Source organism: Paracoccus seriniphilus (assembly GCF_028553745.1).
Classification (GTDB): domain Bacteria; phylum Pseudomonadota; class Alphaproteobacteria; order Rhodobacterales; family Rhodobacteraceae; genus Paracoccus; species Paracoccus seriniphilus.
Genome location: NZ_CP067129.1, coordinates 47,604 through 73,393, shown reverse-complemented (window position 1 = coordinate 73,393; position 25,790 = coordinate 47,604). Strand labels below are relative to the sequence as shown.

Here is a 25,790-nt window from a genome sequence, read left to right as displayed (position 1 = left end):
GCCCGATCAGCCCCCGATCAGCAGGATTGTGACCGGAATTGTCAGGATGCTGAAGGCCGTCGAAATCAGGATGGCGGTCGAGACTCGCTGTGCCGCAACGCCAAAATGCTGGGCCAGGATATAGACATTCCCCGCAACCGGCAGCGCGGCGGTCGCGACCATGACTCCGGCGGCAAAGTGGTCGACATCGAACAGCCCGAATGCGGCAATGGCGACTGCGGCGGGATGCAGCGCAAGCTTGGCAAAGCTGAGCCAGAGCGAGGGACCCAGCCGCCTGACCTGCAATGCGGCAAGGCTGGCACCAATGGCAAAGAGCGCTCCGGGTGTGGCGGCCGCTCCAAGAATCGACAGGAATTCATCCAGCGGACCGGGCCACGGCAGATGCAGCGATGACCATGCCAGGCCGGCCGCCATGGAAAGGATCATCGGGTTGGCCGCGATACCCCGCAGGACCGGGAAGAGGCTGCGCAGACGCAACCTTCCACTGCGTGCGCCATGCACGATCAGGGTGATCAGGGTCGAGAATATCAGCATGTCGATGGTCAGCACCATCAGAACGGGGCCGATCGCGGCCTCGCCCAGCAGAACCACCAGCATTGGCACACCCAGAAAGCCGGTATTCCCGGCAATGCAGCATTGGGCCTCCATCGCGGCTTCGGGCAGCGGCAGTCCGCGTCGTCGTGCGACCACCAGCCCGATCAGCCAGACCAGAAGTGAACCGCTCAAATAGGCCAGAACGAAGGGCAGGTCGAAGAGCGCCGGCAGGTCAAGCCGCGCGGCAAAGCGGAACAGCATCGCCGACAAGGCAAAGAAAAACACGAATCGTGTCAGCGCGGCTGCGGCATTTTCGGGAAACAGTCGCGTGCGCACCGCCATCCAGCCCAGGCCGATCAGCCCGAAAAAGGGCAGCGTCTTCAGGAAGACCTCAAGCATCAGCGATGGCGCGCCAGATTGTCAGCGAGCAGTCCTGTCTCCGGTCTCGGCCGCTGCCGATCTGCTGGACGATGTTGCAAGCTTTTCTCCTGCAGGTTGTGCCGGCTCATCCCGATCCGATCAGCACGCCGGTTGCAAAGACCAGGCCACCACCGACCACCACCTGCAAGGCGGCGCGCCAGAAGGGCGTCTGCATCCAGCGGTTCTGGATCCAGGCGATGGCCCAGAGTTCGACAAAGACGACGATGAAGGCAATGATCGTCGCGGTCCAGAAATGTGGAATCAGATAGGGCAGCGCATGTCCCAGCCCGCCGATGGCGGTCATCACCCCCGAAGAAATGCCGCGCTTCAGCGGAGAGCCTCGTCCCGACACCACGCCATCATCCGAGGCGGCCTCGGTAAAGCCCATGCTGATCCCGGCGCCAAGGCTGGCAGCCAGGCCGACAAGAAAGGTCGTCGAGGTGCTTTGTGTCGCAAAGGCGGCGGCAAAGATCGGTGCAAGCGTCGAGACGCTGCCATCCATCAGCCCGGCCAGTCCCGGCTGAACCCAGGTCAGCACGAACTCGCGATGGGCGACGGCATCTTCCTGTTCCCGCGCTTCGGGTGTCAGGTTCTGTTCGGTCAGATCGGTGGCGCGGGCTTCATGGCCGCGCTCTGCCGCGGCCAGATCACCCAGAAGCTTGCGCGTTCCGGCATCGCTGCTGACCTGCGCGGCGCGGGCATAGAATTCTGCCGAGTCATGTTCCATCAGCGCCGCTTCGCTGCGGATCGCCTCCAATGTCAGGTTCTGCATCATCCAGGCCGGGCGGCGTTTGTAATAGCCTGCCACATGTTCGCGCCGGATGACGGGGATCACCTCGCCGAAACGGGCGCGATAGGCCTCGATCAGGCGGCGGCGATGTTCGTCCTCTTCCGCGCCCATCTGCTCGAAGACCTCTGCCGTGGCGGCGTAGTCCTTGCGCAGGAAATCGGCCCAGTTGCGATAGATCTGCGCGTCATCCTCTTCCGAGGCGATTGCCAGTGCCAGCACCTCGCGTTCGGTCAGGTCCGAAAAACGTCTTTGATGTCCTGTGATCCGCATCATCCTGTTCTCTGTTCATTCCGTTTCGGGCGCATTCGGGTCGTCCTGCGACCTGTCGGGACCGCGTTCGATGACAAATTCGTGCTGGCCATCCCCCAGATCGCATGTGGTGACCATGACATGACCGGCACCGGCACAGAAATGCGGCACATCGACCACCGCCATCGGATCGCTGGCCAGCAGGCGCGCGCGGCCGCCCGGAGGCAACCCCTGCAGGATCTTGCGCAGCCGCAGAACCGGCAGCGGGCACAACATCCCCCGTGCATCGACCAGAACCGGCGCCGTCACGGGCGCTCTGCCACGGCCCGGGCGCACCAACGCCCCAGATCTTCTGGCGCGATGCGCTGTGCCAGATCACCGCTGAACTGCGCGAACGCCTGACGTTGCTGCGCAGGCACATGGAGGATGACCGGCAGGTCTTCGGAGGCAGCCTGTGCGATGACCGAACAGAATCCACGGCCCAAGGCCTCTTGCCGGCCGAATTTCGGCAGCACCAGCAGTTCAGCGCCCGCCATCCGCTGTGACACGCGCGCCGCTGCCTGTTCCAGCGCACCGGGGTCCAGACGGCAGCCCGTCGATCCCGTTCCGAGGGACTGGGAAATGCGAATGGGCGGCGCATCATCGCCAATCACGACGACATCCATGTCGCAGGCGCATTCGGGATCGGGGGTGCTGTTGACCTGCACCGCGCCAGCCACACGGACACCCTGAGCCGAAAGGTCACGTGCCAGCTGGCCCAGCAGATCGTCTGCTGCGCCGGGTTGCGCGTCTTCGTCCAGCCCGAACCACCCCATCAACATGTCACCATCCTCACTGCCAGGGTGCGGCGATCAAACGCCGCTATCCAATGCAAATTTCATCAAACCGTTGATGCCGTCCACGTCAAGTTTGCGCTTGAGCGCGGATGAAGTATTCGCGGCCGTCTTGTAGCTGACCCCCAGCTGATCCGCGATGGCCTGCAGGCTGAGCCCGCGCCCGATCAGGGCCAGCACCTGGCGTTCGCGATCGGACAGCGCTGCCAGCGGGTCGGCGCTGGCACCGGCGCGCAGCGTGGCCAGGGCCACGGCCTGCTTGGCGGACAGGTAGAATTCGCCCTGCTCCAGAGTTTTCACCGCATCGCGGAAATCGGCAGGCGGAGCGTGTTTGGACAGGAAGCCCTGCGCCCCCGCCTGCAGGGCGCGTGCGGCGAAGCCGGTCTGGTCATTCATCGAGAATACCAGAATGGCAACCTGGGGCAGAGCATCGCGCAGCGACAGGATCAGATCCAGACCGCTTGCGCCGGGCAGGTTGATGTCCAGAATGATCAGCGAGGGGGACAGCCCGTCAGATATCTGGCTCAGCGCGTCTTCGCCCGACATGGCCTGGGCGATCTGTTCATAGCCCAGATCGCGCAACAGCCTGTTTGCGCCCAGATGGGTGATGGGGTGGTCGTCGACGACCAGAACGGTCTTCATGTCATGGCCTCATTGCGTCTGCCCGCGTGGCAGGGCTGCTTCGATTGTCGTTCCGCTTCCGTCCGAGGTCAGCTGCAAACTTCCCCCCAGAAGGGTGATCCGTTCGCGCATGCCCGTCAGCCCGGTGCCTTCGCGATGCTGCCGGGGAAAGCCGGGCCCGTCATCAGACAGGATCATGCGCCAATGGGCCGGATCGGTCCAGACCCGTATATCGATCCGCCGCGGATGTGCATGTCGCAACGCATTGGTCGAGCCTTCCTGAAGGATCCGGAACAGGGTGGTCGCCGTCGGCTCGTCCGGTTCGGGCAGATCGGGCGCGATTTCCAGTTTGATCCGCGTGTCGGCAGCCATGCGACGCAGATCGTTCACATAGTCGCCAAAGACGACCGGCAGGGGCAGTTGCCCGATGGCCGCGGGACGCAGATCCTTCAGCAGGGCGCGGTTCACGCTGGAAATCTGGTCGGCAATCGCCATGATCGCCTCGGCCCCCTGCCGGTCATCTTCGGATTTCGCCCGGTCGCGCAGGGCCTCGGCCTCGACGCGCAGACCGAACAGGCAGGGCCCCATTTCATCATGCAGGTCGCGGGCAATGGACTTGCGTTCGTCATCGGCGCGGCTGACCACCTGACGTTGCAGGCGGGCACGATCGGTCTCGGCCTGTTCCAGCGAGGCCGCCAGGTGATCGACCTTCTCTGCCAGGGGGGCCAGATCCGGTTGCGGCAAGGCGCCGACGCGGGCGCTCAGATCGCCCTTCGCGATATCGGACAGGCGCGATGTGATCGCCGTCACCGGGCGCAGCGCCGCCCGCACCGCAAGCAGGATCAGCAAGGTCTGCAGCACCGAGGCCAGTGCCGCAAGGCCAAGCGTCTTGCGGATGTCGCGCCACGCCCGATCGATTTCACTCGCGGGATCGGTTGCGATATGGACGAAACCGCGCAGCCGGTCCTGCAGCCGGACGGGCAGGCGGGTTTCCAGGGCCTCGGGTGCAACCATGCGCACAAACCAATGCGGGGCAGTCGGGCCGTCCTGATCCGCATGCCCGATCTGGTGGATCACCCCGTCGCTGGCATCCAGGATGGCGATGCGGGTATGGCGCGGCGGCACCAGTCGCTCGGGCAGCATGGCCATCAGCCTGTCATCTGGCACCGCCCCCTGCATGGTGCCGATGGTCGCCAGAACCAGCGAGCGCGCCGTCTGCGCCGCCAGCCTGGTTTCCGTGGCGATTTCCCGGCGCAGCCCGTCCAGATTGGCCATGGCCAGCATGACGAACAGCATGCCCTGCACGACCAGAATGACAATGAGGATCCGTATGGTCAGAGACAGTCTTTTCATGATCGAGACCTTGGCCCAGCACGCGCGCTACTGAAAGGGTGTCTGACGCAAAAGCGGACTTTCGATCCGGTGGGCGAGCGCGTAAACGGGAAGAATGTGTGATTATGACTCGCTTGCCGCCCGAATCCATGCCCTGACCGAAGGCGAGACCGACGTGGTCGCGCTGATGGCGACGATGGCCTGTGAAATTCATCATTCCGATGATCGTTTCGACTGGACCGGTTTCTACCGTGTCACGGAACCCGAATTGCTGAAGATCGGGCCGTATCAGGGCGGCCATGGTTGTCTGGTGATTCCCTTCTCGCGCGGGGTCTGCGGCGCGGCGGCGCGCAGCGGTCAGCCCCAGATCGTGTCCGATGTCGATGCATTTCCCGGCCATATCGCCTGCAGCAGCAGCACGAGGTCCGAATTGGTCCTGCCGGTATTCGACCGCGAGAAGAGGGTGATCGGCGTTCTGGATATCGACAGCAATCAGAAAGATGCCTTTACCGAAGAGGATGCGGCCCGGCTGGGGCAGATCCTTGCGGGGGTCTTTGGACAGATCGGAGCATCGCAGGCAGCATGATCTGGGAAACCCTTGCCAATATTCCGGTCGGACAGCTTACGGCCTTCATCGCCGGCGGGCTGGTTCTGAATTTCGCCCCCGGTCAGGATGTGTTCTTTGCCAGTGCCTGCGGCATCCAGGGCGGTCCGCGTGCTGGTGTTCTGGCGGGTTTCGGGGTCGGCCTTGGCGTCCTGATGCATCTGGCCATGGCAACTGCGGGTCTGGGTGCGGTTGTGGCCGCCCATCCCGAGGCGCTGCGGGCCATCAAATATGCCGGGGCGGCCTATCTGCTGTGGCTGGCCTGGAAAAGCTGGAATGCCGGGCCTGTTGATCCTTCGGCGCGCGGCAGCGTGCGGCCGTGGAACATCATTAAACGCGGTTTTCTGTCCAATGCACTGAACCCCAAGCCCGTGCTGTTCCTGCTGGCTTTTCTGCCGCAGTTCACCAATCCCGACTGGGGGCCTGTCTGGCAGCAGATATTGGGCTTGGGGCTGATCTTTGCGCTGACCGGAACGCTGGTGACCATCGGGTATGGCATCGTCGGCGGCGTGGCGGGACATGTGATCGGCAAGCAGCTTGGCCTTGTGAACCGGATCGCGGCGGTCATGTTCGCGGGGCTGGCCATCCGTCTGGTCGCGAAATGAGCTTTGTCTACGCTCCGCCCATGGATGCGCCCGAGATCATCCATGCCGATCACGAAATTCTTGTCGTGAACAAGCCCTCGGGGCTGTTGTCGGTGCCAGGGCGCGGCCCTGAAAAGGCCGATTGCATGATCGAGCGTTTGCGCGGCGCGTTCCCGACCGTGCTGCTGGTTCACCGGCTGGATCTGGATACCTCTGGGGTGATGGTTTTCGGGCTGACACCCCATGCGCAGCGCAATCTGTCCCGGCAATTCGAAGAGCGGCGCACGAAAAAGGTCTATATCGCCCGGCTTGACGGGCGGCTGGAGCCCAAGACCGGGCGCGTGGATCTGCCGCTGATCGTCGACTGGCCCAATCGCCCGCGTCAGAAGGTCGATCACGAGACAGGCAAGCCCGCCCAGACCGATTGGCGCGTCATGAAGTCCAGCGATACCGAAACACGGGTGCGGCTGTTCCCCCTGACCGGACGCAGCCATCAGCTGCGGGTGCATATGCTCAGCACCGGTCACGTCATTCTGGGCGACCCGCTCTATGCCTCGGGGGCGGCGGCGGATCACCCGCGCCTGATGCTGCATGCCGAGAGCTTGCGCCTGAAACATCCCGACAGCGGGATGCAGATGACCTTCAGGGCGCCCGTGCCCTTCTAGGCCGGGCCAATCCCGCGACAGGGCTGCCCTTGCACCGGGCCATGCGCATGGATCCGGCATTTTCACGAACTTCGGCCCCCCTCATCGCGGCAGCGCGCCCCCGGCCCTTCGGACGAAAACGGTCGGATCGGTGGCCTGACGCGGAGGTGATCCAAATTGCGGGACGCAAGGGATCGCTCTGCGCTATGATGGCAAGAGTTTTGCAAGGGATAGAGTGCCATGAATGCGATGAAGACTTTTGTCCTTACCAGTCTGTTTGCGGGATGCGCTGCCGCCCAGGGTTTCAATGACCGTCCGCCCAATGGTTCGGACCAGGAACCGGCCTTTGAAAACCAGACCCGCGCACCGGCCCTGCCACGCGTTGCCGTGGCGCACAGGACGGTGGTGGATGGGCTGGAGCATCCATGGGGCATGGCGCAATTGCCCGATGGCAGCTGGCTGGTGACCGAACGTCCGGGCCGGTTGCGCCTTGTCGCGCCCGACGGAACGCTGTCGGCGCCGATCACCGGTTTGCCAAAGGTCGATGCCGAAGATCAGGGGGGCTTGCTGGATGTGATCGTCGGTGACGATTTCGCCGACACCCGCCGCCTGTGGGTCAGCTTTGCCGAACGCGATCCCGACAATCTGACCCATGTGTCGGTCGCCACCGGCGTCCTGTCCAAAGATGCGACCCGCGTCGAGGATGCCCGTGTCATCTGGCGTCAGACGCCCTATCCGTCGACGCTGCATTACGGATCGCGTCTGGTCCTGGACGACAAGGGCGGGCTGTTCGTCACCACCGGCGAGCGGGGCGGCAACGAATTCCGCCATGCCGCGCAGGATCTGCAGACGACCCTGGGAAAGGTCGTGCGGATCGACCCGCTGACCGGCGCGCCGATGGGCAAGCCCGGCGTTGCGGGTGCCCTGCCGGAGATCTGGTCCTGGGGGCATCGCAATATGCAGGGCGCGGCGCTTGCGCCCGATGGATCCCTGTGGACGACCGAACATGGTCCGATGGGCGGGGATGAGCTGAACAAGCCACAGGCCGGGCGCAATTACGGCTGGCCCGATGTCAGCTATGGCACCGAATACAGTGGCGAACAGATCACCGAGGGGCTGACGCAGAAAGAGGGGACCGAACAGCCGGTCTATTACTGGGATCCTTCGATCGCCCCCAGCGGGCTGGTATTCTATGAGGGAGAGATGTTCCCGGACTGGAATGGCGACCTGCTGCTGGGCGGATTGCAGTCAAGTTCGATCGTCCGCCTGAAACTGTCGGGGGATCGTGTCGTCGGAGAGGCGCGCTATCTGCAGAATGTCGGCCGGGTGCGCGATGTCGATGTGGCACAGGACGGTGCGATCATGCTGCTGACCGACGAGGACGGCGGCGCGCTGATCAGGATGACACCGCGCTGATCAGACCGGTTTCTGCAGGTCGTCCTCGGCATCCTCGGGCGAAAGACCCAGCGCATCCATGCCGGCCTCCAGCAGGTCGGACAGCTGCGGTTCGCCCATCAGGTAATCTTCGGTCGGTGTGGTGTTTTCCTCGCGCGCCGTGCGCATGGCTTCGTCCAGATCGGCGGCGTCGAAACTCTCCCGACCGATCCACATGACGGCGACAAGGCTGGCTTGTTCGTCTTCGTTCAACCCCGCGATGAAGTCATGCAGTTCGGTGCGGTTTCCGTGCTGTCGGCCGCCCCCCTGATGCGCCCAGGCATTGACGCCGCTGTCATATTCACGGGCACGGATGATCACATGGGCGATTTTTTCGGGGCTGATCTGAAGCATGAAAACCTCCTGCGGTTGCCCAGTTGTCGCGCCGCAGGGCGGGCGGGTCAATCCCTTCTGCCAAACAGCCTTTCGATATCGGACAGGCGCAGTTTGACCCAGGTGGGACGACCATGATTGCATTGCCCCGATTTCGGCGTGCGCTCCATTTCGCGCAGCAGGGCGTTCATTTCCTCGGCACTCATGCGCCGCCCGGATCTGACAGAGCCATGGCAGGCCATCGAGGACAGCACCGCGTCGATCCGCGCGCGCAGGCGGTCCGAGGCCCCCTGATCGCTGAGATCGTCCAGGATGTCGCGGATCAGCGCCGGGCCGTCCAACCGGGTCAGCATGGCGGGGGTTTCGCGGATGGCAATGGCGCCGCCGCCGAAAGCCTCGATGATCAGGCCCAGTTCTGCCAGTTCGTCGCGGATCGACAGGATGCGTGCGGCATCGGATTCGCTCAGCTCCACGATCTCGGGGATCAGCAGCGCCTGTGACGGGATACCATTGCTGTCGGCCTGCGCTTTCAGACGCTCATAGACCAGGCGTTCATGGGCGGCATGTTGATCGACGATGACCAGCCCATCCTCGGTCTGGGCGATGATGTAATTCTCGTGAATCTGCGCGCGGGCCGCACCAAGTGGGGCCAGGACCTGGCTGTCATCCGTGGCGGTTTCCTCGAAGCGGGCCGATGGGGTTTCGGCAAAGCCGTGGTCGGGCGCGGGGGAAGCGGGGACCGGAGCCTGCAGGTCGAATGAGGCCCGTCGTGCCGTGGCCGAGGGGCGGTATTCCATCTGATAGCGCCGCGCCGACGAGGGCTGGCTGGCCTCGGGCTGAAATGCCGCCAGCGTCGCATCCCCCACCGTTGACGAAGCGCGATGCCCGGCATTGGCCAGCGCATGCCGCAGGGCCGAAACCACAAGGCTGCGCGCGGCCGAGGGATCGCGAAAGCGGACCTCGGCCTTGGCGGGGTGGACATTGACATCGACCAGCTGCGGATCGCAGGTCAGATACAGAACCGCGGCGGGATATCTGCCTGAAGCCAGCACATCCATATAGCCTGCGCGCAACGCCCCGGTCAGCAGCTTGTCGCGTACCGGCCGCCCGTTGACATAGAGATGCTGGGCCACCGCAGCCCCGCGCGAATAGGTCGGCAGCGCAGCAAAGCCGGTCAGGGTGATGCCCTCGCGTTCGGCATCGATGGGGATGGCGTTGTCGATGAAATCGTGGCCCATGACCTGCGCCAGCCTTGCCTGAAGGGCTCCGAACAGATCGCCCTGTTCGGCATCGGCACGAAACAGGCTGCGGCCATCGGCGCTGAGGGTAAAGCCGACATAGGGTTCGGCCATGGCCAGCCGTCGCATCGTGTCGGTCACGGCCTGCGTTTCGGCCCTGTCGCTGCGCATGAACTTGAGCCGCGCAGGCGTGGCATGAAACAGGTCGCGCAATTCGACCACCGTACCGCGATTTCCCGCCGCCGGACGCACGGGACCGACCTTGCCGCCCTTCACCGAAATCTCGGCTCCCTCGGCCCCGGCCGCGCGCGAGGTGATGGTCAGCCGCCCCACCGCACCCAGTGACGGCAGGGCTTCGCCGCGAAAGCCGAAACTGTTGATGGCCAGCAGGTCGCTGCCGTCGATCTTGCTGGTGGCATGTCGCGAAAGGGCCAGCGGCAGATCTTCGGCGGTCATGCCACAGCCGTCATCGCTGACCCGGATCAGGCGCTTGCCGCCCTGATCAATGGTGACATCGATCCGTTCCGCCCCGGCATCCAGCGCGTTCTCGACCAGTTCCTTGACAGCCGAAGCAGGGCGTTCGACCACCTCGCCCGCGGCGATACGGTTCGCCGTCGCATCATCCAATTGGCGGATGATCGGGCGGATGTTGGGGGCGTGGCGGGTCATGCGTCCATATCTAGCAGTTCTCGGGATGAGTCGAAAGTTCCTCGTCACGGTTCCGGGTGCCGTTGCAACCAATATGCCTGCGGATCGGTTGACTGTTGAGATCGAATGAACAGGAAAGGAAGATCGCCATGACGACCGTTCAGATGATGCTTGTTGGTGTGGCCTCGGTCGCGCTTGTCGCCTGTGGGCAGAATACCGCGACCCGGGCGACCACCGGTGCCGCGACAGGTGCCGTGGTGGCGGGGCCGGCCGGTGCCGTGGCAGGTGCCGCGCTTGGGGGAAGCGGCGCGGTGCAGGTCAAATAAGTCGTGATCCCGGCCCCTGATGCGTGGGGCCGGGATCGGTTTCCGGGTCAATCCTGTCCGGCATCGTCTTCGGTCTGGACACCTTCGGGGCGCCCGACCAGCACGAAGCGCAACTCGTCGGACTTCAACAGTCGCTGCGAGACGCGTTTGACGTCATCGGCGGTCACGGCCTCGACCCTGGCATTGCGGGTGTTGATATAGTCGATCGGCAATCCGATCAGCTGCATGCCCGACAGGATCGAGGCGATCTTGCCATTGCCATCAAAGCGCAGGGGGTATTCGCCGGTCAGATAGGTCTTGGCATCGGCCAGTTCCTGTTCGCTGACGCCCTCTTGCCCCATCCGGTCCCATTCGGCGCGGATCAGGTCGATCGCCTGCCCGGTCGTGGCATTCGATCCGGCCATGCCTCCGCGCCATGTCTGCCCATAGATTCCGGTGGCAAGCCCAGTGCCGACACCATAGGTCAGCCCGCGCTTTTCGCGGATTTCTTCCATCAGGCGCGAACTGAAACCGCCACCGCCAAGGATGTGGTTGGCGACATATGCCGCGAAATAGTCAGGGTCGTCGATGGGCAGGCCCGGCCCGGCAAAGCTGACGATGGTCTGCGGGCTGTCCCAGTCGATGACGGTAACACCACCAGTCAGCTGCAGTTGGGCCTGTTCGGGCAGGGGGGCCGTGCCCTTTTCAGGCAGGCCGCCCAGAATCTTGTCCAGCATCAGGCCCAGTTCCTCGGGGGTGATGTCGCCTGCGGCGCCGACCACGACGCGATCCCGCGCCAGTACACGGTTCTTGGCGGTGACCAGATCCTTGCGCGTCAGGGCTGCCACGCTGTCGGGCGTCCCATTGATCGAGCTGCCATAGGGGTGATCGCCCCATGCCTGACGAGCCATTTCCTTGGCGGCAATGGATTGCGGATCGCTGGCTTCCGAGCGGATGATGGCCTGAACCTGCGCCCGGACCCGTTCTACCGCACTGTCATCAAAACGGGGCTGAGCCAGCGCCTGCGCCAGAAGACCGGCGGCCTCATCGCGGTTTTCGGTCAGCGCCTGCATCGAAATGCCAAGCGAATCGTCAGAGACATCGAAATTCAGCCTTGCGCCCAGATCTTCCAGCGCCTGGGCATATTCTGTCGCATCCAGCTTGCCCGCGCCCTCTTCCAGGGTGGCGGTCATCAGGTTGATGGCTCCGCGCTTGCCGGGGGCGTCAAGGCTGGCACCGCCCTTGAAATCCAGCTTCAGCGCCACGAAGGGGATGGAATGATCTTCGACCAGCCAAGCCTCGACCCCTTTGGGTGATGTGACCTGCTGGATGTCGATGGCATGGGCGGGAACGGCAAGAACCGCCAGAAACAGGGCGAAGGCGGCACGGATCATTTCTGCACCTCGGATTGGGTTGCTGCATGGGCGGGCGGCGTCTTGGCCTTGACAGGCGTTGCGCCGGCGGGCTGCTCTGGCGGGGCGGGCAGCAACCAGCCTGATACCGTGGCCTTGCTGTTCAGCAGGCTTGCGGCGGCCTTGCGAATATCGTCTGCGGTGACAGCGGCCAGGATGTCGGGCCAGTCATTCACATCGTCGATGGTCAGCCCGATGCTGAGGCCCTGACCATAATCATAGGCGCGGCCATGGGCTGAATCGCGGCTGTAGATTTCCGCAGCGCGGATACGGGTCTTGACCCGTTCAAGGTCCGCTTCATCCGGTCCCTGCTTCAGGAATTTCGCCAGCGCCTCGTCCAGCAGCCGTTCCGCGCGCGCGGGGTCGACATCATCGGCGGGCACCATGGTCAGGGTGAAGGTCGTGGGATCGACGGACAGCCCGTCATAGCTGGCATTGATCCACAGCGCCTTGCCCGGCAAGGCAAGCTCGCGCCCCAGAACCGAGGTCTGCATGGAGCCGCCAAGCAGTTCGGCAAGAATGGTCAGCGCCGCTGCCGGAGCCTGATCGCCGGGATTGCGTTCCGTCGCAAGATAGCTGCGCGTGAAGGTCGGCTGGGCGACGCGCGGATCCTGCATTTCAATGCGCCGGGGGGCGCGTTGTTGCGGTTCCTGAGGCCGCAGGCGAGGGGTCGTGTTACCCTTGGCGGGAATGTCGCCATAAAATTCCTCGGCCAGTTCCCGCGCCTTTTCAGGGGTCACATCACCGGCCAGAATCAGCACCGCATCATCAGGGGAGTAATGGGCGTCATACCAGGCGATGGCGTCTTCGCGGGTCAGCCCCTCCATTTCCTGACGCCAGCCGATGATCGGGCGGCCATAGGGATGGTTGTAGAACTGGATCGCATCGCGTTCCTCGGCGAACAGGGCGCGCGGGTCGCTGTCGACACGCTGCGCGCGCTCTTCCAGAACCACCTGCCTTTCGGCCTGCCAGTCATCTTCGCCGATCTTCAGATTGGCCATGCGGTCGGCCTCCATCTCCATGATCAGCGGCAGCCGGTCCGAGGCGATGCGCTGGAAATAGGCCGTGTAATCATAAGAGGTAAAGGCGTTGTCGCTGCCGCCATTGGCGGTCACGGTCTTCGAGAATTCGCCCGGCTCCATCTTGTCCGTGCCTTTGAACATCAGATGTTCCAGATAATGCGCGATGCCCGATTTGCCCGGCACCTCATCGGCGGCCCCGATCCGGTACCAGACCATCTGAACCACGACCGGCGCGCGGTGATCCTCGATCACGACGGTCTCAAGACCGTTGGGCAGGGTGAAATGGCTGATGTCTTCCGGCATCTCGGCCACGGCGGCCGGCGGTGCCAGCAACAGCATCAGCGGCAGGGCGACGGATAAGGCGAATGGGCGCATTGGGGGGAACAACCTCCTCTTTCCTGCGAAGAAATCTGAACGCAGGCGGCTGCAGGCGCAAGCCTGACTCGCGCTAATGTGTGGCATGGTGACCGGAAAGCGGCTCGCGGCCTGTGTCTATGCCGGCGTCACGGTGACCGGAAGGCACAGGGGGCCATGCGCCTGAAGTCCGGTTTTCCAGAGCACTGAACCTGACAGCCTGATGTCGGAGGTGCGCGTCAGCAGGGCAGAAAACAGGATGTCCATGTTCAGTCGTGCCAGATTGTTGCCAAGACAGACATGGGGACCCGCGCCAAAGGCCAGATGGACATTCGGTTTGCGCGCAATGTCGAAACTGTCGGGACGGTCGAAGGCGGCGGGGTCGCGGTTGGCGCTGGCGTAAAGCAGGCCGAATTTCGTGCCCCTGGGCCAGTCGCGCCCGCAAATCGTCAGGTCTTCGCTGGCGAAACGGTGAAAGAACGGCAGCGGCGCGGCATAGCGGAACATTTCCTGCACCGCCGTGGGCATCAGGCCGGGGTCGCTGCGCAGGCGTGCCATCTGCTCGGGGTTGACCAACAGGGCATGCAGGCCACTGCCCATCACATCTATCGTCGATCCGTGACCGGCATGCAGGATCTGCATCACGGTGGCGATCAATTCGTCATGGGTCAGCAGACCGGCCACTTCGGCGCCGATCATTGCGCTGATCAGATCATCGCGCGGCGCGACCTTGCGGCGCTGATAGAGGTCTTGCAACAGGTCGTGAAAAAGCCGCGTGGCTTCCTCGGCGCGGGCTTTTTTGGCGGCGCTGCGGTCAATGTCGAAATAGCTGACCACATCTTCGGACCAGCGCGTCATTTGTGGTGCCAGTTCCGGGTCGGTGCCGATCAGATGGCCAATGACCTGGCCGGGAAGATCTGCAGCAAGACCGGCGATGAAATCGAAAGAGCGTTGCTCCAGAATTCGATCCAGCGACCGGCAGACGTAATCCGTGACCCATTCGCGCAGCGATTCCAGCCGGGTCTTGGTAAAGAAGGGAAAGACCGCCCGGCGCAGCCGGTCATGGTCGGGGCCGTCGATTTCCAGCATCGAGGTCTGCACGAAGCGTTCGTGAAACGGCATGTCGTGAAAATTTGCCGCGACCTGCAGGCGGCGGCGTTCCTCGGGCGTGGCGAAGCTTTCGGTGCCGCGCACCATGCGCCGGTCCAGTGCGATCTGGCGCACATCTTCGAAACGCGCGGCCAGATAGCCGTCAAAGCCGGGCCAGAAGGGCAGGCCCTTCTGGCTGCGCAGGGCGGCATAGCTGGGCCAGGGGTCTTGTCCGAACACGACCGAAGTCGGATCGAAGCCGGGGATCATTCCGTTTCCGGTGCCGGAGATGTCGATGTGCGTGCGCCGGCCCGCTGCCAGCGCAGCTGTTCGGATTCCGCATCCAGTGTCATGGAGCGATAGGCGCGCAGATAGACCGAGGTGCCAAACAGTGCCTCCAGCGGACGGCGAGAATGGCGCGAACGCCATTTCAGATCGGCCTCGGCCAATTCGGTGCGGATCGCGGGATTGGTGCCGCGGCGCGCGGCATAGGCCACCAATGCCTGATCCGATGCCGAGATGCCCTGATCGGTCAGCCGTGCCGGATTTCCGCCAAGCGCGGCGACGGCATCGGCCTGCGGTGTCGGATCGGTGATATTGCTGCCTCCCGGCGTCGGGGACGGCAGAATCGCCAGATCCGGCGGCATGGACAGGGGTTTGGTCGGCAGGATGGCGAATTCATCCGGGCTCGACTGGCCGGATTCGATGTTCATCAGATGCGGATCGCCGCTACAGGCTGCCAGCCCGGTCGTCAGCGCGACGCTGATCATCAGTGCAAATGCCCGCATTCCTCGCCCCTTTGTCATTCGTGCCCGTTCTAGCGTTATTTTTCGCCGCCGTCACGGGGGTTGTCCCCGGTCTTTGACGCTGGTGCCGACGAAGGGCTGGCCGCCTTCCTGCCACGCGGTTTGGCGGTGGGTTTCGAGGCGGTCCTGGTGGCGGCCGGGTTCTTCTGCGGCACCAGAACAAGCGCGATGGCCCCGGCGAAAATCGCGATGTCGGCGACGTTGAAGCTGTAGGGGTTCTGCCAGCCGGGCAGCGACATGTTCAGGAAATCCGCGACCGCGCCATAACAGATCCGGTCGATCACGTTTCCGATGGCCCCGCCGATCAGAAATCCCGCCGCGATCCGGGCCAGCAATCCTGCCGCACTGCGCCAGATCCAGATCCAGACCCAGGTGCAGATCACCACCGCCACCGCGATCAGAATCCATCGCGTCAGATTCTGATCCGAAGCCATCAACCCGAAATTCACGCCCTGATTCCACGCCATGCGCAGGTTCAGCCAGGGCGGGAATACATCCAGATTTCGGACCTCATCCAGATGCAGGCCGTGAACCACCAGATATTTCAGCGCCTGATCCAGCACGATGACGGCAAGGGCGATCCATGCCGTCAGGCGCATGTTCGCGCGCACAGGCGGGCTGGGCTTGCGCGGCGCGCGGGGGCGCTTGGGTTTGGGTGCCGGTTCCGGCGCAATCTCCAGCGGGAGTTCCTGTTGCATCAGTGCCTGAAATGTCGCTGTCCTGTGAACACCATCGTTAGGCCAAGTTTGTTGGCCGCTGCAATCACTTCCTCATCGCGCATCGATCCGCCGGGCTGGATCACCGCCTTGGCACCGGCTTCGGCGAGGGCTTCGATGCCGTCGGCAAAGGGGAAGAAGGCATCCGAGGCCACGGCCGAGCCGATGGTCAGCGGCTGGGACAGGCCAAGCGCCTGGGCCATGTCTTCGGATTTGCGCCGACCGATGCGGGTGGAGTCAACGCGGCTCATCTGGCCTGCGCCGACACCCACGGTGGCCAGATCCTTGGCATAGACGATGGCGTTGGATTTCACATGTTTGGCGACGGTCCATGCAAAGAGCAGATCGTTCAGCTCTTCGGCACTGGGCTGGCGCTCGGTCACGATCTTCAGCGCGTCGCGGCTGACATGGCCATTGTCGCGAGACTGGGCCAGAAAGCCACCCGCAACCTGGCGGAAGGTCATGCCGCCCGCACGCGGATCGGGCAGGCCGCCGGTGGTCAGAAGGCGCAGGTTCTTCTTGGCGGCGAAGATGCGCTTGGCATCTTCATCTGCATCGGGGGCGATGACGACTTCGGTAAATATCTTCACGATTTCTTCGGCGGTTGCCCCGTCCAGCGGCTGGTTCAGCGCCACGATGCCGCCGAAGGCCGAGGTCGTGTCGCAATCGAAGGCGCGCTTGTAGGCCTCGATGGCGCTGTCGCCACGCGCAACGCCGCAGGGATTGGCGTGCTTGATGATCGCGCATGCCGGACCATCGGCGGGATCGAATTCCGCGACCAGTTCAAAGGCGGCGTCGGTGTCGTTGATATTGTTGTAGGACAGTTCCTTGCCCTGCCATTGCTGCGCGGTGGCCACGCCGGGGCGGCTGTCTCCGGTCACATAGAAGGCGGCCTGCTGATGCGGGTTTTCGCCATAGCGCAGGCTTTGGGCCAGCGTGCCGGCAAAGGCGCGGCGGCGCGGCGTTTCCTCGCCGATGGCCTGCGCCATCCATGTGCTGACAGCGGCGTCATAGGCAGCGGTGCGCGCATAGGCGATCTGGGCCAGACGCTGGCGGAAGGCCATGGTGGTGTGGTCGTCATTGGCGTCCAGTTCGGCCAGCAAGGCGTCGTAGTCCTGAACATCCACGATCACGCTGACAAAGCCGTGGTTCTTGGCCCCCGCGCGGATCATGGCCGGCCCGCCGATGTCGATATTCTCGATGCAGTCTTCATAGGCCGCGCCCTTGGCCACGGTTTCCTCGAAGGGATAGAGATTCACCACCAGCAGATCGATGGGCCCGATTCCATGGGCCTCCATCGCGGCCAGATGTTCCTCGTTGTCGCGCAGCGCCAGCAAACCGCCGTGAACCTTGGGGTGCAGCGTCTTGACGCGACCATCCATCATTTCGGGAAAGCCGGTGACATCTGCAACATCGGTTACGGTCAGCCCGGCCTCACGCATGGCCTTGGCGCTGCCTCCGGTGGACAGAAGTTCGATGCCACGGGCAGCAAGCTGGCGCGCGAAATCGATGAGGCCGGTCTTGTCGGATACCGAGATCAGCGCGCGTTTCAGGGCGACGGGATGGGACATGGCAGGGCCTCGCAGATGGATTTGCCGCTGAACTATCGTTCTGGCGCGGGAAGGTCCAGCGTCACAGGCCGCTTCAGGCGGGCTTTTGCAGTCTTGCCATGTAAAAGCCGTCCATTCCGCCCCGTTCCGGCCAGTAATCGGGCCGCAATCTGATGCCGCCTTCGGGGGTGATCCAGGCGGGCTCTGCGCCCGGCAGGGTCACGGGTTCCACGGTCAGCCCCGGATGTCGGGCCAATGCGGCCTTGATCTGGGCCTCGCCCTCATCGGGCAGAAGCGAGCAGACGGCATAGACCAGCCGCCCGCCGGGCCGCAGCAACTCCAGCGCATGGTCGATCAGCCGTGATTGCAGCGCGACCAGCTGCGCCATGCCCGACCCGTCACGCAAAAAGGGCAGATCGGGATGGCGCCGAATGGTTCCGGTGGCCGAACAGGGGGCGTCCAGCAGGATCGCGTCAAGGGGCTGTTCGGGTTTCCATGTCAGCGCATCGGCGCGGGTCAGATTGGCCGACAGACCGCAGCGCGACAGGTTTTCGGCGACGCGTTTCAATCTGGCCGAGCTGATGTCTATGGCGGCGACCTTGGCCCCGGCAGCGGCAAGCTGCATGGTCTTGCCCCCCGGTGCGGCGCAGAGATCGGCGATATGTTCATCGGGCTGCGGGTCCAGCAGGCGCACCGGCAGCGCGGCGGCGGCGTCCTGCACCCACCAGTCGCCGGATTCAAAGCCCGGCAGGGCGCTGACCTGCACCTGTCCGCGCAGGCGCAGGGATCCGGTCGGCAGGGGCTCGGCATTTTCAAGAGTCGTGGCTGTTGACTTGACGGTCAGATCCAGCGGGGCGGCATTTTGATGGGCGGCCTCGATGGCGATCGCGGCATCTTCGCCATAGGCGGCCACGACGGGGCCGCGCAGCCAGTCCGGCATCGGCTGGGGCGGCAGATCCTGCCATCCCTGATGCCGGGACACCTTGCGCAGCACGGCATTGACCATGCCCGCTGCGGCATTGCCACGTTTCCCCAATCCACGGCAGAGCGTGACATTGGCATGCACCACGCCATGCGCGGCCCCGCCCAGATGCAGCAGTTCCACCGTCCCCAGCCGCAGCACATCGGCGATCTGCGGGGCGGGCTTGCGGCTGACGTAATCGGCAAGGACAAGATCGGCGCGGGATTGATGGCGCAGGGTCTCGGCCGCCAGCCTTGCGGCGCGGGCCTGTTCCGATGGCGTCAATGCCTTCAGGGAAGCGGATTGGTCCGCCAGCGACAGGCCGTCGCGCACGCCCTGCAGCAATGTCAGCGCTGCCTTTCGCGCCTTGTCTTCACCCGGCTTTGCCAAATCGCTTTCCTTCGCTTACATCTTTGATGAAAGAACAAGCGTGATCCTTACGCTGAATGAGAGGATGTTTCCATGAGTGATCGGTCCGAATTGCCGCCCGCTGCCCAACGCGCGCTTGCCGAGGCAGAAGAACGCCGCAAGACCGCAGCCCGGAAAGCCGCGCTGCCCAAGGAATACGGAGGGCGTGACGGCCCCGAACCGGTCCGTTTCGGCGACTATGAGAAGAACGGCCTGGCGGTGGATTTCTGAAAATGGTTGATTGGCTGCGTGAATCGGCGGTCCGGCAGGGACGCGCCATGCTGGCGGGAATTCTGGACCCGATTGACCAGACCGAAGCCTATCTTGATGCCGCCCGCTCTCATCCCGATGGCAAGCGCATCTATGCCCGGATCACGGCTGCGCGTGCGCGTTCCGAAGCGGTTGCCGCCCATGATCGCGCCAAATCCGATCAGCGCAAATGCGTTCTGGATGGCGTGGCCATCAACTGGAAGGACAATGTCGATTCCGGCGGTACGCTGACCGAGGCGGGGTCGCGGCTGCTGGAGGCGCGGATCCCGCGCAAGGATGCCACGGTGCTGTCGCGCGCCGCGCGCGAGGGGCTGGTGTGTCTGGGCAAGACGCATATGAGCGAACTGGCCTTTTCGGGTCTGGGCCTCAATCCCAGCACGGCAACGCCCCCCAATGCCCTCGACCCGGATCTGGCACCGGGCGGCTCGTCCTCGGGGGCGGCTGTGTCGGTGGCGCTGGGGCTGGCTGCGGCGGCGATAGGAACAGATACCGGTGGTTCGGTGCGGGTGCCCGCAGCCTGGAACGGGCTGGTCGGGTTCAAGCCGACCCATGATGCGGTGCCCGAAAAGGGCGTGGTGCCGCTGTGCCGGAAATTCGATGTCGCAGGCCCCATTGCCCGCAGTGTCGAGGATTGCGCCGAGCTTTTCGCCGTCATGGCCGGAGATCGCGGTGCCGATCTGCATGGTGCCAGCGCTCAGGGGCTGCGCCTGATGGTTCTGGAAGGGCTGCCCTTTGACGATGCCGATCCGGCCCCGCTTGTCGCCTTTCAGGATGCGCTGGAACGTCTGGGCCGGGCGGGTGCACGGATCACCCATGTTTCCAGCGACTGGATGGATCAGGCCATGGCCCTGTCTCCGCAGCTTTTCGCGCCGGAAGCCTATGGGATCTGGCGCGCCCAGATCGAGGATGCGCCGGAACTGATGTGGACGCCGATCCTCGAGCGTTTCCGGGGCGGGGCGAAGGTCGGTGCCGCGGATTACGTTGCCGCCTGGGAGCAACTGGTGCGCATTCGCCGCAAATGGATCAAGGAGGTCGCGTCAGGCTATGATGCGGTCGTCTTGCCGACCGTGCCGATCCTGCCGCCCGGCACCGACAGGCTGTTGCGCGACAAGGATTACTTTGTGCAGGCCAATCTGCTGGCCCTGCGCAACACCCGCATTGCCAATGTGCTGGACCTGCCTGCCGTGACCCTGCCCACCGGACATCCGGCCTGTGGCATCATGCTGATGGGCCATGCCGGTCGCGACCGGCACCTGCTGCGCGTGGCCGCGGGGGCCGAAGCCAGCCTGGCTGTCATCTGAGCATCCTCTGCAACACTGCCCCGCCTTTCCCGGGCTTTGTCTGGACGCAAGAGGGGGATCAGGCTAAAGTTCCGGGCATTCAACGGGGCCAAAGACCCCGAAAGCGAGGCAGATATGGCAATTCCCGAGCGGTTCTCGAACCTGCCCGACTATGCGTTTCCGCGGTTGCGGTCGCTGTTGTCCGGCGTCGAACCGGGCCTGCAGGCCGATGAGGCTCCGACGGTTCTGACCATCGGCGAGCCGCGCCACCCCATGCCCGACTTCGTGGCGGCCGTGATGGCCGATCATGTCCATGAATTCGCGAAATATCCCACCAACGAGGGGACGCCAGGATTGCTGAACGCGATCGGGACATGGCTGCAGCGTCGCCATGATCTGGATGTCGCGCCGGAACGGATCATGGCGCTGAACGGTACGCGCGAGGGACTGTTCAACGCCGCGCTGGCACTGTGCCCCGAGCGCAAGAACGGTCAGCCGCCGGTCGTGCTGGTGCCGAACCCCTTCTATCAGGTCTATGCCGTGGCGGCGGCCTCGGTCCAGGCGCAGCCGGTCTTTGTCTCGGCCATGCCGGAAACCGGGAATCTGCCCGATTACGAGAGTCTTTCCGAAGACCTGTTGAGCCGCACGGCCATCGCCTATCTGTGCTCGCCCGCCAATCCGCAGGGGGCCATTGCCTCGCGCGACTACCTGCAGCGGCTGATCGCCCTGGCAGAGCGCCATGATTTCCTGATCTTCGCGGATGAATGCTATTCCGAGATCTATCGCGATGCACCGCCTCCGGGCGCGCTGGCTGTGGCCACCGAAATGGGGCAAGCCGACCGCGTCGTGATGTTCAACTCATTGTCCAAACGGTCGAATCTGCCGGGTCTGCGGTCGGGATTCGCCGCTGGCAGCGCGGAAAACATCGCGCAGATGCGGCGTTTGCGCAGCTATGCCGGGGCGCCGCTGTCCCTGCCCGCGCAGAGGGTCAGCGAAGCCGCCTGGCTGGATGAGGATCACGTGATCGCCAGCCGCAGCATGTATCAGCGGAAATATCAGATTGCGGACCGCGTGCTGGGAAATGTGCCGGGATATCGCCCGGTGGATGGCGGTTTCTTCCTGTGGTTGCCTGTCGAGGATGGCGAGGAAGCAGCGATCCGCCTGTGGTCCCGGGCCGGCATACAGGTCCTGCCGGGCGCATATCTGTCGCGGGAAGTTGACGGGGTGAATCCGGGGCGCGGTTTCATTCGCGTCGCATTGGTGGCCGATGAGGCGCAGACCGAAGAGGCGCTGACCCGGCTGCGCGGGATATTGTACGATGACGTCTGAGTGCAAAGAGGGATAACGGGATGGCAAGCTGGCAGGCAAAACACCGCGACCCGCTGTTCGACCAGAACACGAAAGCGGCACTCGAGCGTCGTGGCAAGGAACTGGCCGGTGCCGGGCTGGTCATCCTGGGAATCCTGATCGCGATGATGCTGGGCAGCTGGTCGGCGGACGATCCCAGCTTCCTCTCGGCCACCGATATGCCGGCGCAGAACATGCTGGGCAGTTTCGGTGCCTATATCGCCGCGCCGATGATGATGATTTCGGGCTATGGCTCATGGATGCTGGTTGTGGCCCTGGTTTTCTGGGGCCTGCGGCTGATGCTGCACAAGGGTGAAGAGCGGCTGATGCGCGGGATCTTCACGCCGCTGGCCATTGCGCTGGCCTCGATCTATTGCAGCACCCTGTCACCGCACCCCGCATGGCAGCAGAATTACGGTCTGGGCGGGCATTTCGGCGACATGGTGATGGGCGCCATGCTCAGCATCCTGCCGATGAAGGCGCAGATCGGGATCCGTTTCGCGGGACTGGTCGTTGCAATCGCCATGGTGGCGATGTCGATCTTCGTGCTGGGTTTCGACAAGGTTGAAACCCGTGCCATCTGGCGACGCTTTCTGCTGGGGCTTGCCGTTGCCTATGACATGACCTTGAAGCTGCTGGACAAGGGGATCAGGCTTGCGGCCCGCCTTGCCATGCGGCTCGGTGCCGGGCGCGGGGCAGGGCAGGCCGGTCCCGCCCGGGCCGAGGGCAAGCCTGTGGCGGCTGCGCAGGTTTCGGCGCGCCGGACTCAAGTCCAGCCTGCGCAGTCGGGCTTTCTGGAACTGGAGGAAGAGCTTCCCGAGCCCGAACTGATCGAACGTGATTCCGATTACGATGGCGAAGGCCCGTCAGCCGAAGAGGTCAGCGGCCGCATCAGCGATGCGATCCGCACCCGGTCCGGGAAACCTTCGGTGCTGGCGGCAGTGACAGCCCGTCTGGCACGCGAGGGACAGGCAAACATACCGGCTGCCGCGCCGGTCGATCCTGCCCTTCATGACGGCGCCCCCGATGCCGTCGAAGCCGATACCCGCCAGAGTTCAGCCCCATTGCCACGCAAGGCCGCGGCTGCGACAGCGCGGAAGACCCGCTCGGCTTCGGCCGAACCCTTGCCTGCGGGTGGCGACTATGAACATCCGCCGCTGGCATTGCTCAGCGCGCCTTCTGCCGATGATCACACCCAGATCTCGGAAGAGGCGCTGATGGATAACGCCCGGATGCTAGAGGCCGTGCTGGATGATTATGGCGTGAAGGGCCAGATCACCGAGGTTCGCCCGGGTCCGGTTGTCACCCTGTATGAACTGGAACCCGCTCCGGGGCTGAAGGCCAGCCGCGTGATCGGTCTGGCCGATGACATCGCGCGGTCCATGTCGGCCCTTTCGGCGCGTGTCAGCACCGTGCCGGGGCGCAGCGTGATCGGGATCGAACTGCCCAACGCGCGCCGTGAAAAGGTGCTGCTGCGCGAGATACTGTCCTCGCGCGCCTTCGGGGACGGAACGCAGCCGCTGCCGCTGGCCCTGGGCAAGGATATCGGTGGCGACCCGATCGTGGCCAATCTGGCCAAGATGCCCCACCTGCTGATCGCCGGGACAACGGGTTCGGGCAAATCTGTCGCGATCAATACCATGATCCTGTCGCTGCTGTACAAGCTGACGCCCGATGAATGCCGCCTGATCATGATCGACCCCAAGATGCTGGAACTTTCGGTCTATGACGGCATTCCGCATCTGCTCTCGCCCGTCGTCACCGACCCGAAAAAGGCCGTCGTGGCGCTGAAATGGGTGGTGGGCGAGATGGAGGACCGCTATCGCAAGATGTCCAAGATGGGTGTGCGCAACATCGAGGGCTACAACGGTCGCGTGCGCGAGGCGCTGTCCAAGAACGAGCTGTTCAAGCGCACCGTGCAGACCGGCTTTGACGAGGATACCGGCGAACCGATCTTCGAAACCGAAGAGTTCAAGCCCGAAACCTTCCCCTATATTGTCGTCATCGTCGACGAGATGGCCGATCTGATGATGGTTGCGGGCAAAGAAATCGAGGCCTGCATCCAGCGTCTGGCGCAGATGGCGCGGGCTTCGGGCATCCATCTGATCATGGCGACCCAGCGGCCCTCGGTCGATGTCATTACCGGCACGATCAAGGCGAACTTCCCGACCCGGATCAGCTTTCAGGTCACATCCAAGATCGACAGCCGCACGATCCTTGGCGAACAGGGGGCCGAACAGCTGCTGGGGCAGGGTGACATGCTGTATATGGGCAATGGCGCACGCATCACCCGGATCCATGGCCCCTTCGTCAGCGACGAAGAGGTCGAAGAGGTCGTTACCCATCTGAAATCCTTCGGACCGCCTTCTTACCAGTCGGGCGTGGTCGAAGGCCCCGAGGACGGAAAGGCCGACAGCATTGATGCGGTGCTGGGTCTGGGCGGCGGCGACAACAGCGACGATGCGCTGTATGATCAGGCCGTGATGATCGTGGCAAAAGATCGGAAATGTTCCACATCATACATTCAACGCAAGCTGTCGATCGGCTATAACAAGGCAGCCCGCCTCGTCGAACAGATGGAGGATCAGGGCGTCGTGTCCTCGGCGAACCATGTCGGCAAGCGCGAGGTGTTGGTGCCCGAAGTCTAGGTTTCGCCTGAATGACAGTCTGGAATATTCACTTTCTGAACGCGCGTCATGGTCTGACGCGCGTTTTGCCTGAGATGCGCGCTGCTGCTCGGCAGGCCGTGGCCCTGGTCGAAAACCATTGCGACCTGCCGCGATTCGATCTGGTGGTGAAACCTGCCGAGGGGCGACGCAATGCGGTTCGCGGGCCATTGGCGCGGACCCCGGCAGCCGGCCAGATCGAACTGGCCATCAATCCCGAGACCTTTTCCGAGGAGGTGACCATCCGCGCATTGGTGCGGGAAATGCATCATGTGATCCGCCATGACGGTCCGGGCTATGGGACATCGCTTGGCGACGCGCTGGTCTCCGAGGGCATCGCCGGTCACTTCGTGCTGCATGTTCTGGGTGGCAGCGCCGATCCCTGGGATGCGATCTCGCCCGCGCCGGGGCTGGCGCGGCGGGCGCTGAACGAATGGTCGCGTCTGGGTGTTGATCGCGGCCTGTGGTTTCACGGCAAGGGCGATATCCGCAAATGGGCGGGCTATGGTCTGGGGCATCGGCTGATCGCCGATGAACTGGCACAGATGCCGGATGCCGATGTCACCGCGCTGTCGCTGGTCAAGGCCGAGGCGCTGCGTCCCGCCATGCGGCGGCTGATCAGCGCCGAGGGGCAGGCAGCCGAGCCAGAGGATCAGGACGACGCGCCCGCCGAAGGCGCCGAGGCCATGGCAACGGGCGCGGAAAAGGCCGAGGGATGATTACCGCCGTGCGGGTTTGATCAGCGCCAGCGCCGCGCCCATGATCAGCCCGGCCACCACGCCGCCCAGATGTGCCTGCCAGGCGATCGAGGGCACCAGAACGGTGATGGCGACATTCAGCAGCAGGATCAGCAACACGCTGCGCCCCAGTTGCATCAGCGGATCACCGCGGCGATAAAGCCGGATGCCGACAAAGCCGATCAGCGCCCCCGCGACGCCGAAGACGGCCCCCGAGGCCCCGACCATCGGGCCCGAGACAGGCTGCATCCATGCAAAGGTCAGCGCGGCGATGATCTGGCTGAGCAAGTATATGACTGCCATCTGCCACGACGGTATCCAGCGGGCCAGTTCACGCGCAATGGCGGCCAGCGAGATCATGTTCATCGCCAGATGCGTCAGTCCGGAATGCAGCAGCCCATAGCTGAGGAACATGGTGAGATTCTGGCCGGGAAAGAAGGGCGGACTGCTGCCCCAGAACATACCGGACCAAAAGGCGCCAAAGGCGGTGATCGCGCGGCTGGCCAGCGGATAGCCAGCCATTGTCGCCGCGATCTGGGCCAGTTGCACCAAGGTGCATAGCAGGATCAACCCTGTTACCCAGCGCGGCATCACTGCCGGCCT

At 64.0% G+C, this 25,790-nt stretch carries 26 protein-coding genes; 10 read left to right on the top strand and 16 right to left on the bottom strand.

The genetic code is table 11. The features are described from left to right. Positions 1 to 6: 6 nt before the first annotated feature. From JHW44_RS00365 to JHW44_RS00340, 6 genes are all read right to left on the bottom strand, one after another. Positions 7 to 933, bottom strand: a complete 927-nt coding sequence (locus JHW44_RS00365; protein ID WP_089345352.1) for an AEC family transporter — start codon at positions 931 to 933, stop codon at positions 7 to 9. 106 nt (positions 934 to 1,039) lie between these two features. Continuing rightward, positions 1,040 to 2,017 carry an iron exporter MbfA gene (mbfA, locus tag JHW44_RS00360; RefSeq protein ID WP_089345351.1) on the bottom strand — a complete coding sequence of 326 codons (978 nt, stop codon included), beginning with the start codon at positions 2,015 to 2,017 and terminating at the stop codon, positions 1,040 to 1,042. Positions 2,018 to 2,029: 12 nt separating this feature from the next. Beyond that, positions 2,030 to 2,302, bottom strand: coding sequence for a sulfurtransferase TusA family protein (locus JHW44_RS00355; RefSeq protein WP_276327952.1), 273 nt, complete (start codon positions 2,300 to 2,302; stop codon positions 2,030 to 2,032). After that, entirely contained in the window at positions 2,299 to 2,814 is a 516-nt protein-coding gene (locus JHW44_RS00350) for a DUF2478 domain-containing protein (RefSeq protein ID WP_089345350.1), read from the bottom strand. The genes JHW44_RS00355 and JHW44_RS00350 overlap by 4 nt, the downstream gene beginning before the upstream one ends. 30 nt (positions 2,815 to 2,844) lie before the next feature. Beyond that, on the bottom strand, positions 2,845 to 3,468 hold the full coding sequence (locus tag JHW44_RS00345; RefSeq protein ID WP_089345349.1) for a response regulator: 624 nt from the start codon (positions 3,466 to 3,468) through the stop codon (positions 2,845 to 2,847). Positions 3,469 to 3,477: 9 nt separating this feature from the next. Continuing rightward, the gene (locus JHW44_RS00340; protein WP_089345348.1) at positions 3,478 to 4,800 is read right to left on the bottom strand and encodes an ATP-binding protein; all 1,323 of its coding nucleotides are present in this window, start codon (positions 4,798 to 4,800) and stop codon (positions 3,478 to 3,480) included. 94 nt (positions 4,801 to 4,894) lie between these two features. On the opposite strand from JHW44_RS00340, the gene JHW44_RS00335 reads away from it, so the two are divergent. The 4 genes from JHW44_RS00335 (at position 4,895) to JHW44_RS00320 (ending at position 8,027) form a co-directional block, all read left to right on the top strand. After that, entirely contained in the window at positions 4,895 to 5,365 is a 471-nt protein-coding gene (locus JHW44_RS00335; protein WP_089345347.1) for a GAF domain-containing protein, read from the top strand. After that, entirely contained in the window at positions 5,362 to 5,988 is a 627-nt protein-coding gene (locus JHW44_RS00330) for a LysE family translocator (protein WP_089345346.1), read from the top strand. Before JHW44_RS00335 ends, JHW44_RS00330 begins: the two co-directional genes overlap by 4 nt. Continuing rightward, positions 5,985 to 6,632 (top strand): pseudouridine synthase, encoded by a 648-nt coding sequence (locus JHW44_RS00325; protein ID WP_089345345.1) that lies wholly within the window; start codon positions 5,985 to 5,987, stop codon positions 6,630 to 6,632. The genes JHW44_RS00330 and JHW44_RS00325 overlap by 4 nt, the downstream gene beginning before the upstream one ends. Positions 6,633 to 6,860: 228 nt before the next feature. Next, positions 6,861 to 8,027, top strand: a complete 1,167-nt coding sequence (locus tag JHW44_RS00320) for a PQQ-dependent sugar dehydrogenase (RefSeq protein ID WP_272850280.1) — start codon at positions 6,861 to 6,863, stop codon at positions 8,025 to 8,027. Here JHW44_RS00320 and JHW44_RS00315 read toward each other — a convergent pair whose 3' ends face one another. Then, positions 8,028 to 8,399 (bottom strand): DUF3775 domain-containing protein, encoded by a 372-nt coding sequence (locus JHW44_RS00315; protein WP_089345343.1) that lies wholly within the window; start codon positions 8,397 to 8,399, stop codon positions 8,028 to 8,030. Positions 8,400 to 8,446: 47 nt separating this feature from the next. Beyond that, complete coding sequence (gene mutL / locus JHW44_RS00310) at positions 8,447 to 10,285, bottom strand: DNA mismatch repair endonuclease MutL (protein WP_089345342.1); 1,839 nt, start codon at positions 10,283 to 10,285, stop codon at positions 8,447 to 8,449. A gap of 128 nt (positions 10,286 to 10,413) precedes the next feature. On the opposite strand from mutL, the gene JHW44_RS00305 reads away from it, so the two are divergent. Continuing rightward, a complete protein-coding gene (locus tag JHW44_RS00305; protein ID WP_179217762.1) occupies positions 10,414 to 10,590 on the top strand; it encodes a hypothetical protein in 177 nt (58 codons plus the stop codon). Positions 10,591 to 10,637: 47 nt separating this feature from the next. On the opposite strand, the gene JHW44_RS00300 is transcribed toward JHW44_RS00305, so the two are convergent. From JHW44_RS00300 to JHW44_RS00270, 7 genes are all read right to left on the bottom strand, one after another. Beyond that, positions 10,638 to 11,963 carry a M16 family metallopeptidase gene (locus JHW44_RS00300; RefSeq protein ID WP_179217765.1) on the bottom strand — a complete coding sequence of 442 codons (1,326 nt, stop codon included), beginning with the start codon at positions 11,961 to 11,963 and terminating at the stop codon, positions 10,638 to 10,640. After that, positions 11,960 to 13,378 (bottom strand): M16 family metallopeptidase, encoded by a 1,419-nt coding sequence (locus JHW44_RS00295; protein WP_089345341.1) that lies wholly within the window; start codon positions 13,376 to 13,378, stop codon positions 11,960 to 11,962. The genes JHW44_RS00300 and JHW44_RS00295 overlap by 4 nt, the downstream gene beginning before the upstream one ends. A 117-nt stretch (positions 13,379 to 13,495) precedes the next feature. Beyond that, positions 13,496 to 14,716, bottom strand: coding sequence for a cytochrome P450 (locus JHW44_RS00290; RefSeq protein WP_089345340.1), 1,221 nt, complete (start codon positions 14,714 to 14,716; stop codon positions 13,496 to 13,498). After that, positions 14,713 to 15,234 carry a DUF3035 domain-containing protein gene (locus JHW44_RS00285; protein ID WP_089345339.1) on the bottom strand — a complete coding sequence of 174 codons (522 nt, stop codon included), beginning with the start codon at positions 15,232 to 15,234 and terminating at the stop codon, positions 14,713 to 14,715. Before JHW44_RS00285 ends, JHW44_RS00290 begins: the two co-directional genes overlap by 4 nt. A gap of 35 nt (positions 15,235 to 15,269) precedes the next feature. Beyond that, the gene (gene lspA / locus JHW44_RS00280; protein ID WP_245847307.1) at positions 15,270 to 15,950 is read right to left on the bottom strand and encodes a signal peptidase II; all 681 of its coding nucleotides are present in this window, start codon (positions 15,948 to 15,950) and stop codon (positions 15,270 to 15,272) included. Then, positions 15,950 to 17,539, bottom strand: coding sequence for a bifunctional phosphoribosylaminoimidazolecarboxamide formyltransferase/IMP cyclohydrolase (gene purH, locus JHW44_RS00275; RefSeq protein WP_089345338.1), 1,590 nt, complete (start codon positions 17,537 to 17,539; stop codon positions 15,950 to 15,952). Before purH ends, lspA begins: the two co-directional genes overlap by 1 nt. A gap of 73 nt (positions 17,540 to 17,612) precedes the next feature. Further along, positions 17,613 to 18,869: an RsmB/NOP family class I SAM-dependent RNA methyltransferase gene (locus JHW44_RS00270; RefSeq protein WP_089345337.1), complete on the bottom strand. Its 1,257-nt coding sequence runs from the start codon at positions 18,867 to 18,869 to the stop codon at positions 17,613 to 17,615. Positions 18,870 to 18,941: 72 nt separating this feature from the next. On the opposite strand from JHW44_RS00270, the gene JHW44_RS00265 reads away from it, so the two are divergent. The 5 genes from JHW44_RS00265 to JHW44_RS00245 all read left to right on the top strand — a co-directional run bounded on the left by JHW44_RS00265 (position 18,942) and on the right by JHW44_RS00245 (position 25,169). Continuing rightward, positions 18,942 to 19,118, top strand: a complete 177-nt coding sequence (locus tag JHW44_RS00265) for a DUF1674 domain-containing protein (protein WP_089345336.1) — start codon at positions 18,942 to 18,944, stop codon at positions 19,116 to 19,118. A 2-nt stretch (positions 19,119 to 19,120) separates the two neighbouring features. Further along, positions 19,121 to 20,458: an amidase gene (locus tag JHW44_RS00260; RefSeq protein WP_089345335.1), complete on the top strand. Its 1,338-nt coding sequence runs from the start codon at positions 19,121 to 19,123 to the stop codon at positions 20,456 to 20,458. 114 nt (positions 20,459 to 20,572) lie between these two features. Then, positions 20,573 to 21,766, top strand: coding sequence for an aminotransferase class I/II-fold pyridoxal phosphate-dependent enzyme (locus JHW44_RS00255; protein WP_089345334.1), 1,194 nt, complete (start codon positions 20,573 to 20,575; stop codon positions 21,764 to 21,766). A 20-nt stretch (positions 21,767 to 21,786) separates the two neighbouring features. Then, complete coding sequence (locus JHW44_RS00250; RefSeq protein WP_089345333.1) at positions 21,787 to 24,432, top strand: DNA translocase FtsK; 2,646 nt, start codon at positions 21,787 to 21,789, stop codon at positions 24,430 to 24,432. A gap of 11 nt (positions 24,433 to 24,443) precedes the next feature. Continuing rightward, positions 24,444 to 25,169, top strand: coding sequence for a DUF2268 domain-containing putative Zn-dependent protease (locus tag JHW44_RS00245; protein WP_089345332.1), 726 nt, complete (start codon positions 24,444 to 24,446; stop codon positions 25,167 to 25,169). On the opposite strand, the gene JHW44_RS00240 is transcribed toward JHW44_RS00245, so the two are convergent. Then, positions 25,170 to 25,778 carry a rhomboid family intramembrane serine protease gene (locus JHW44_RS00240; protein ID WP_272850279.1) on the bottom strand — a complete coding sequence of 203 codons (609 nt, stop codon included), beginning with the start codon at positions 25,776 to 25,778 and terminating at the stop codon, positions 25,170 to 25,172. Positions 25,779 to 25,790: the final 12 nt, after the last annotated feature.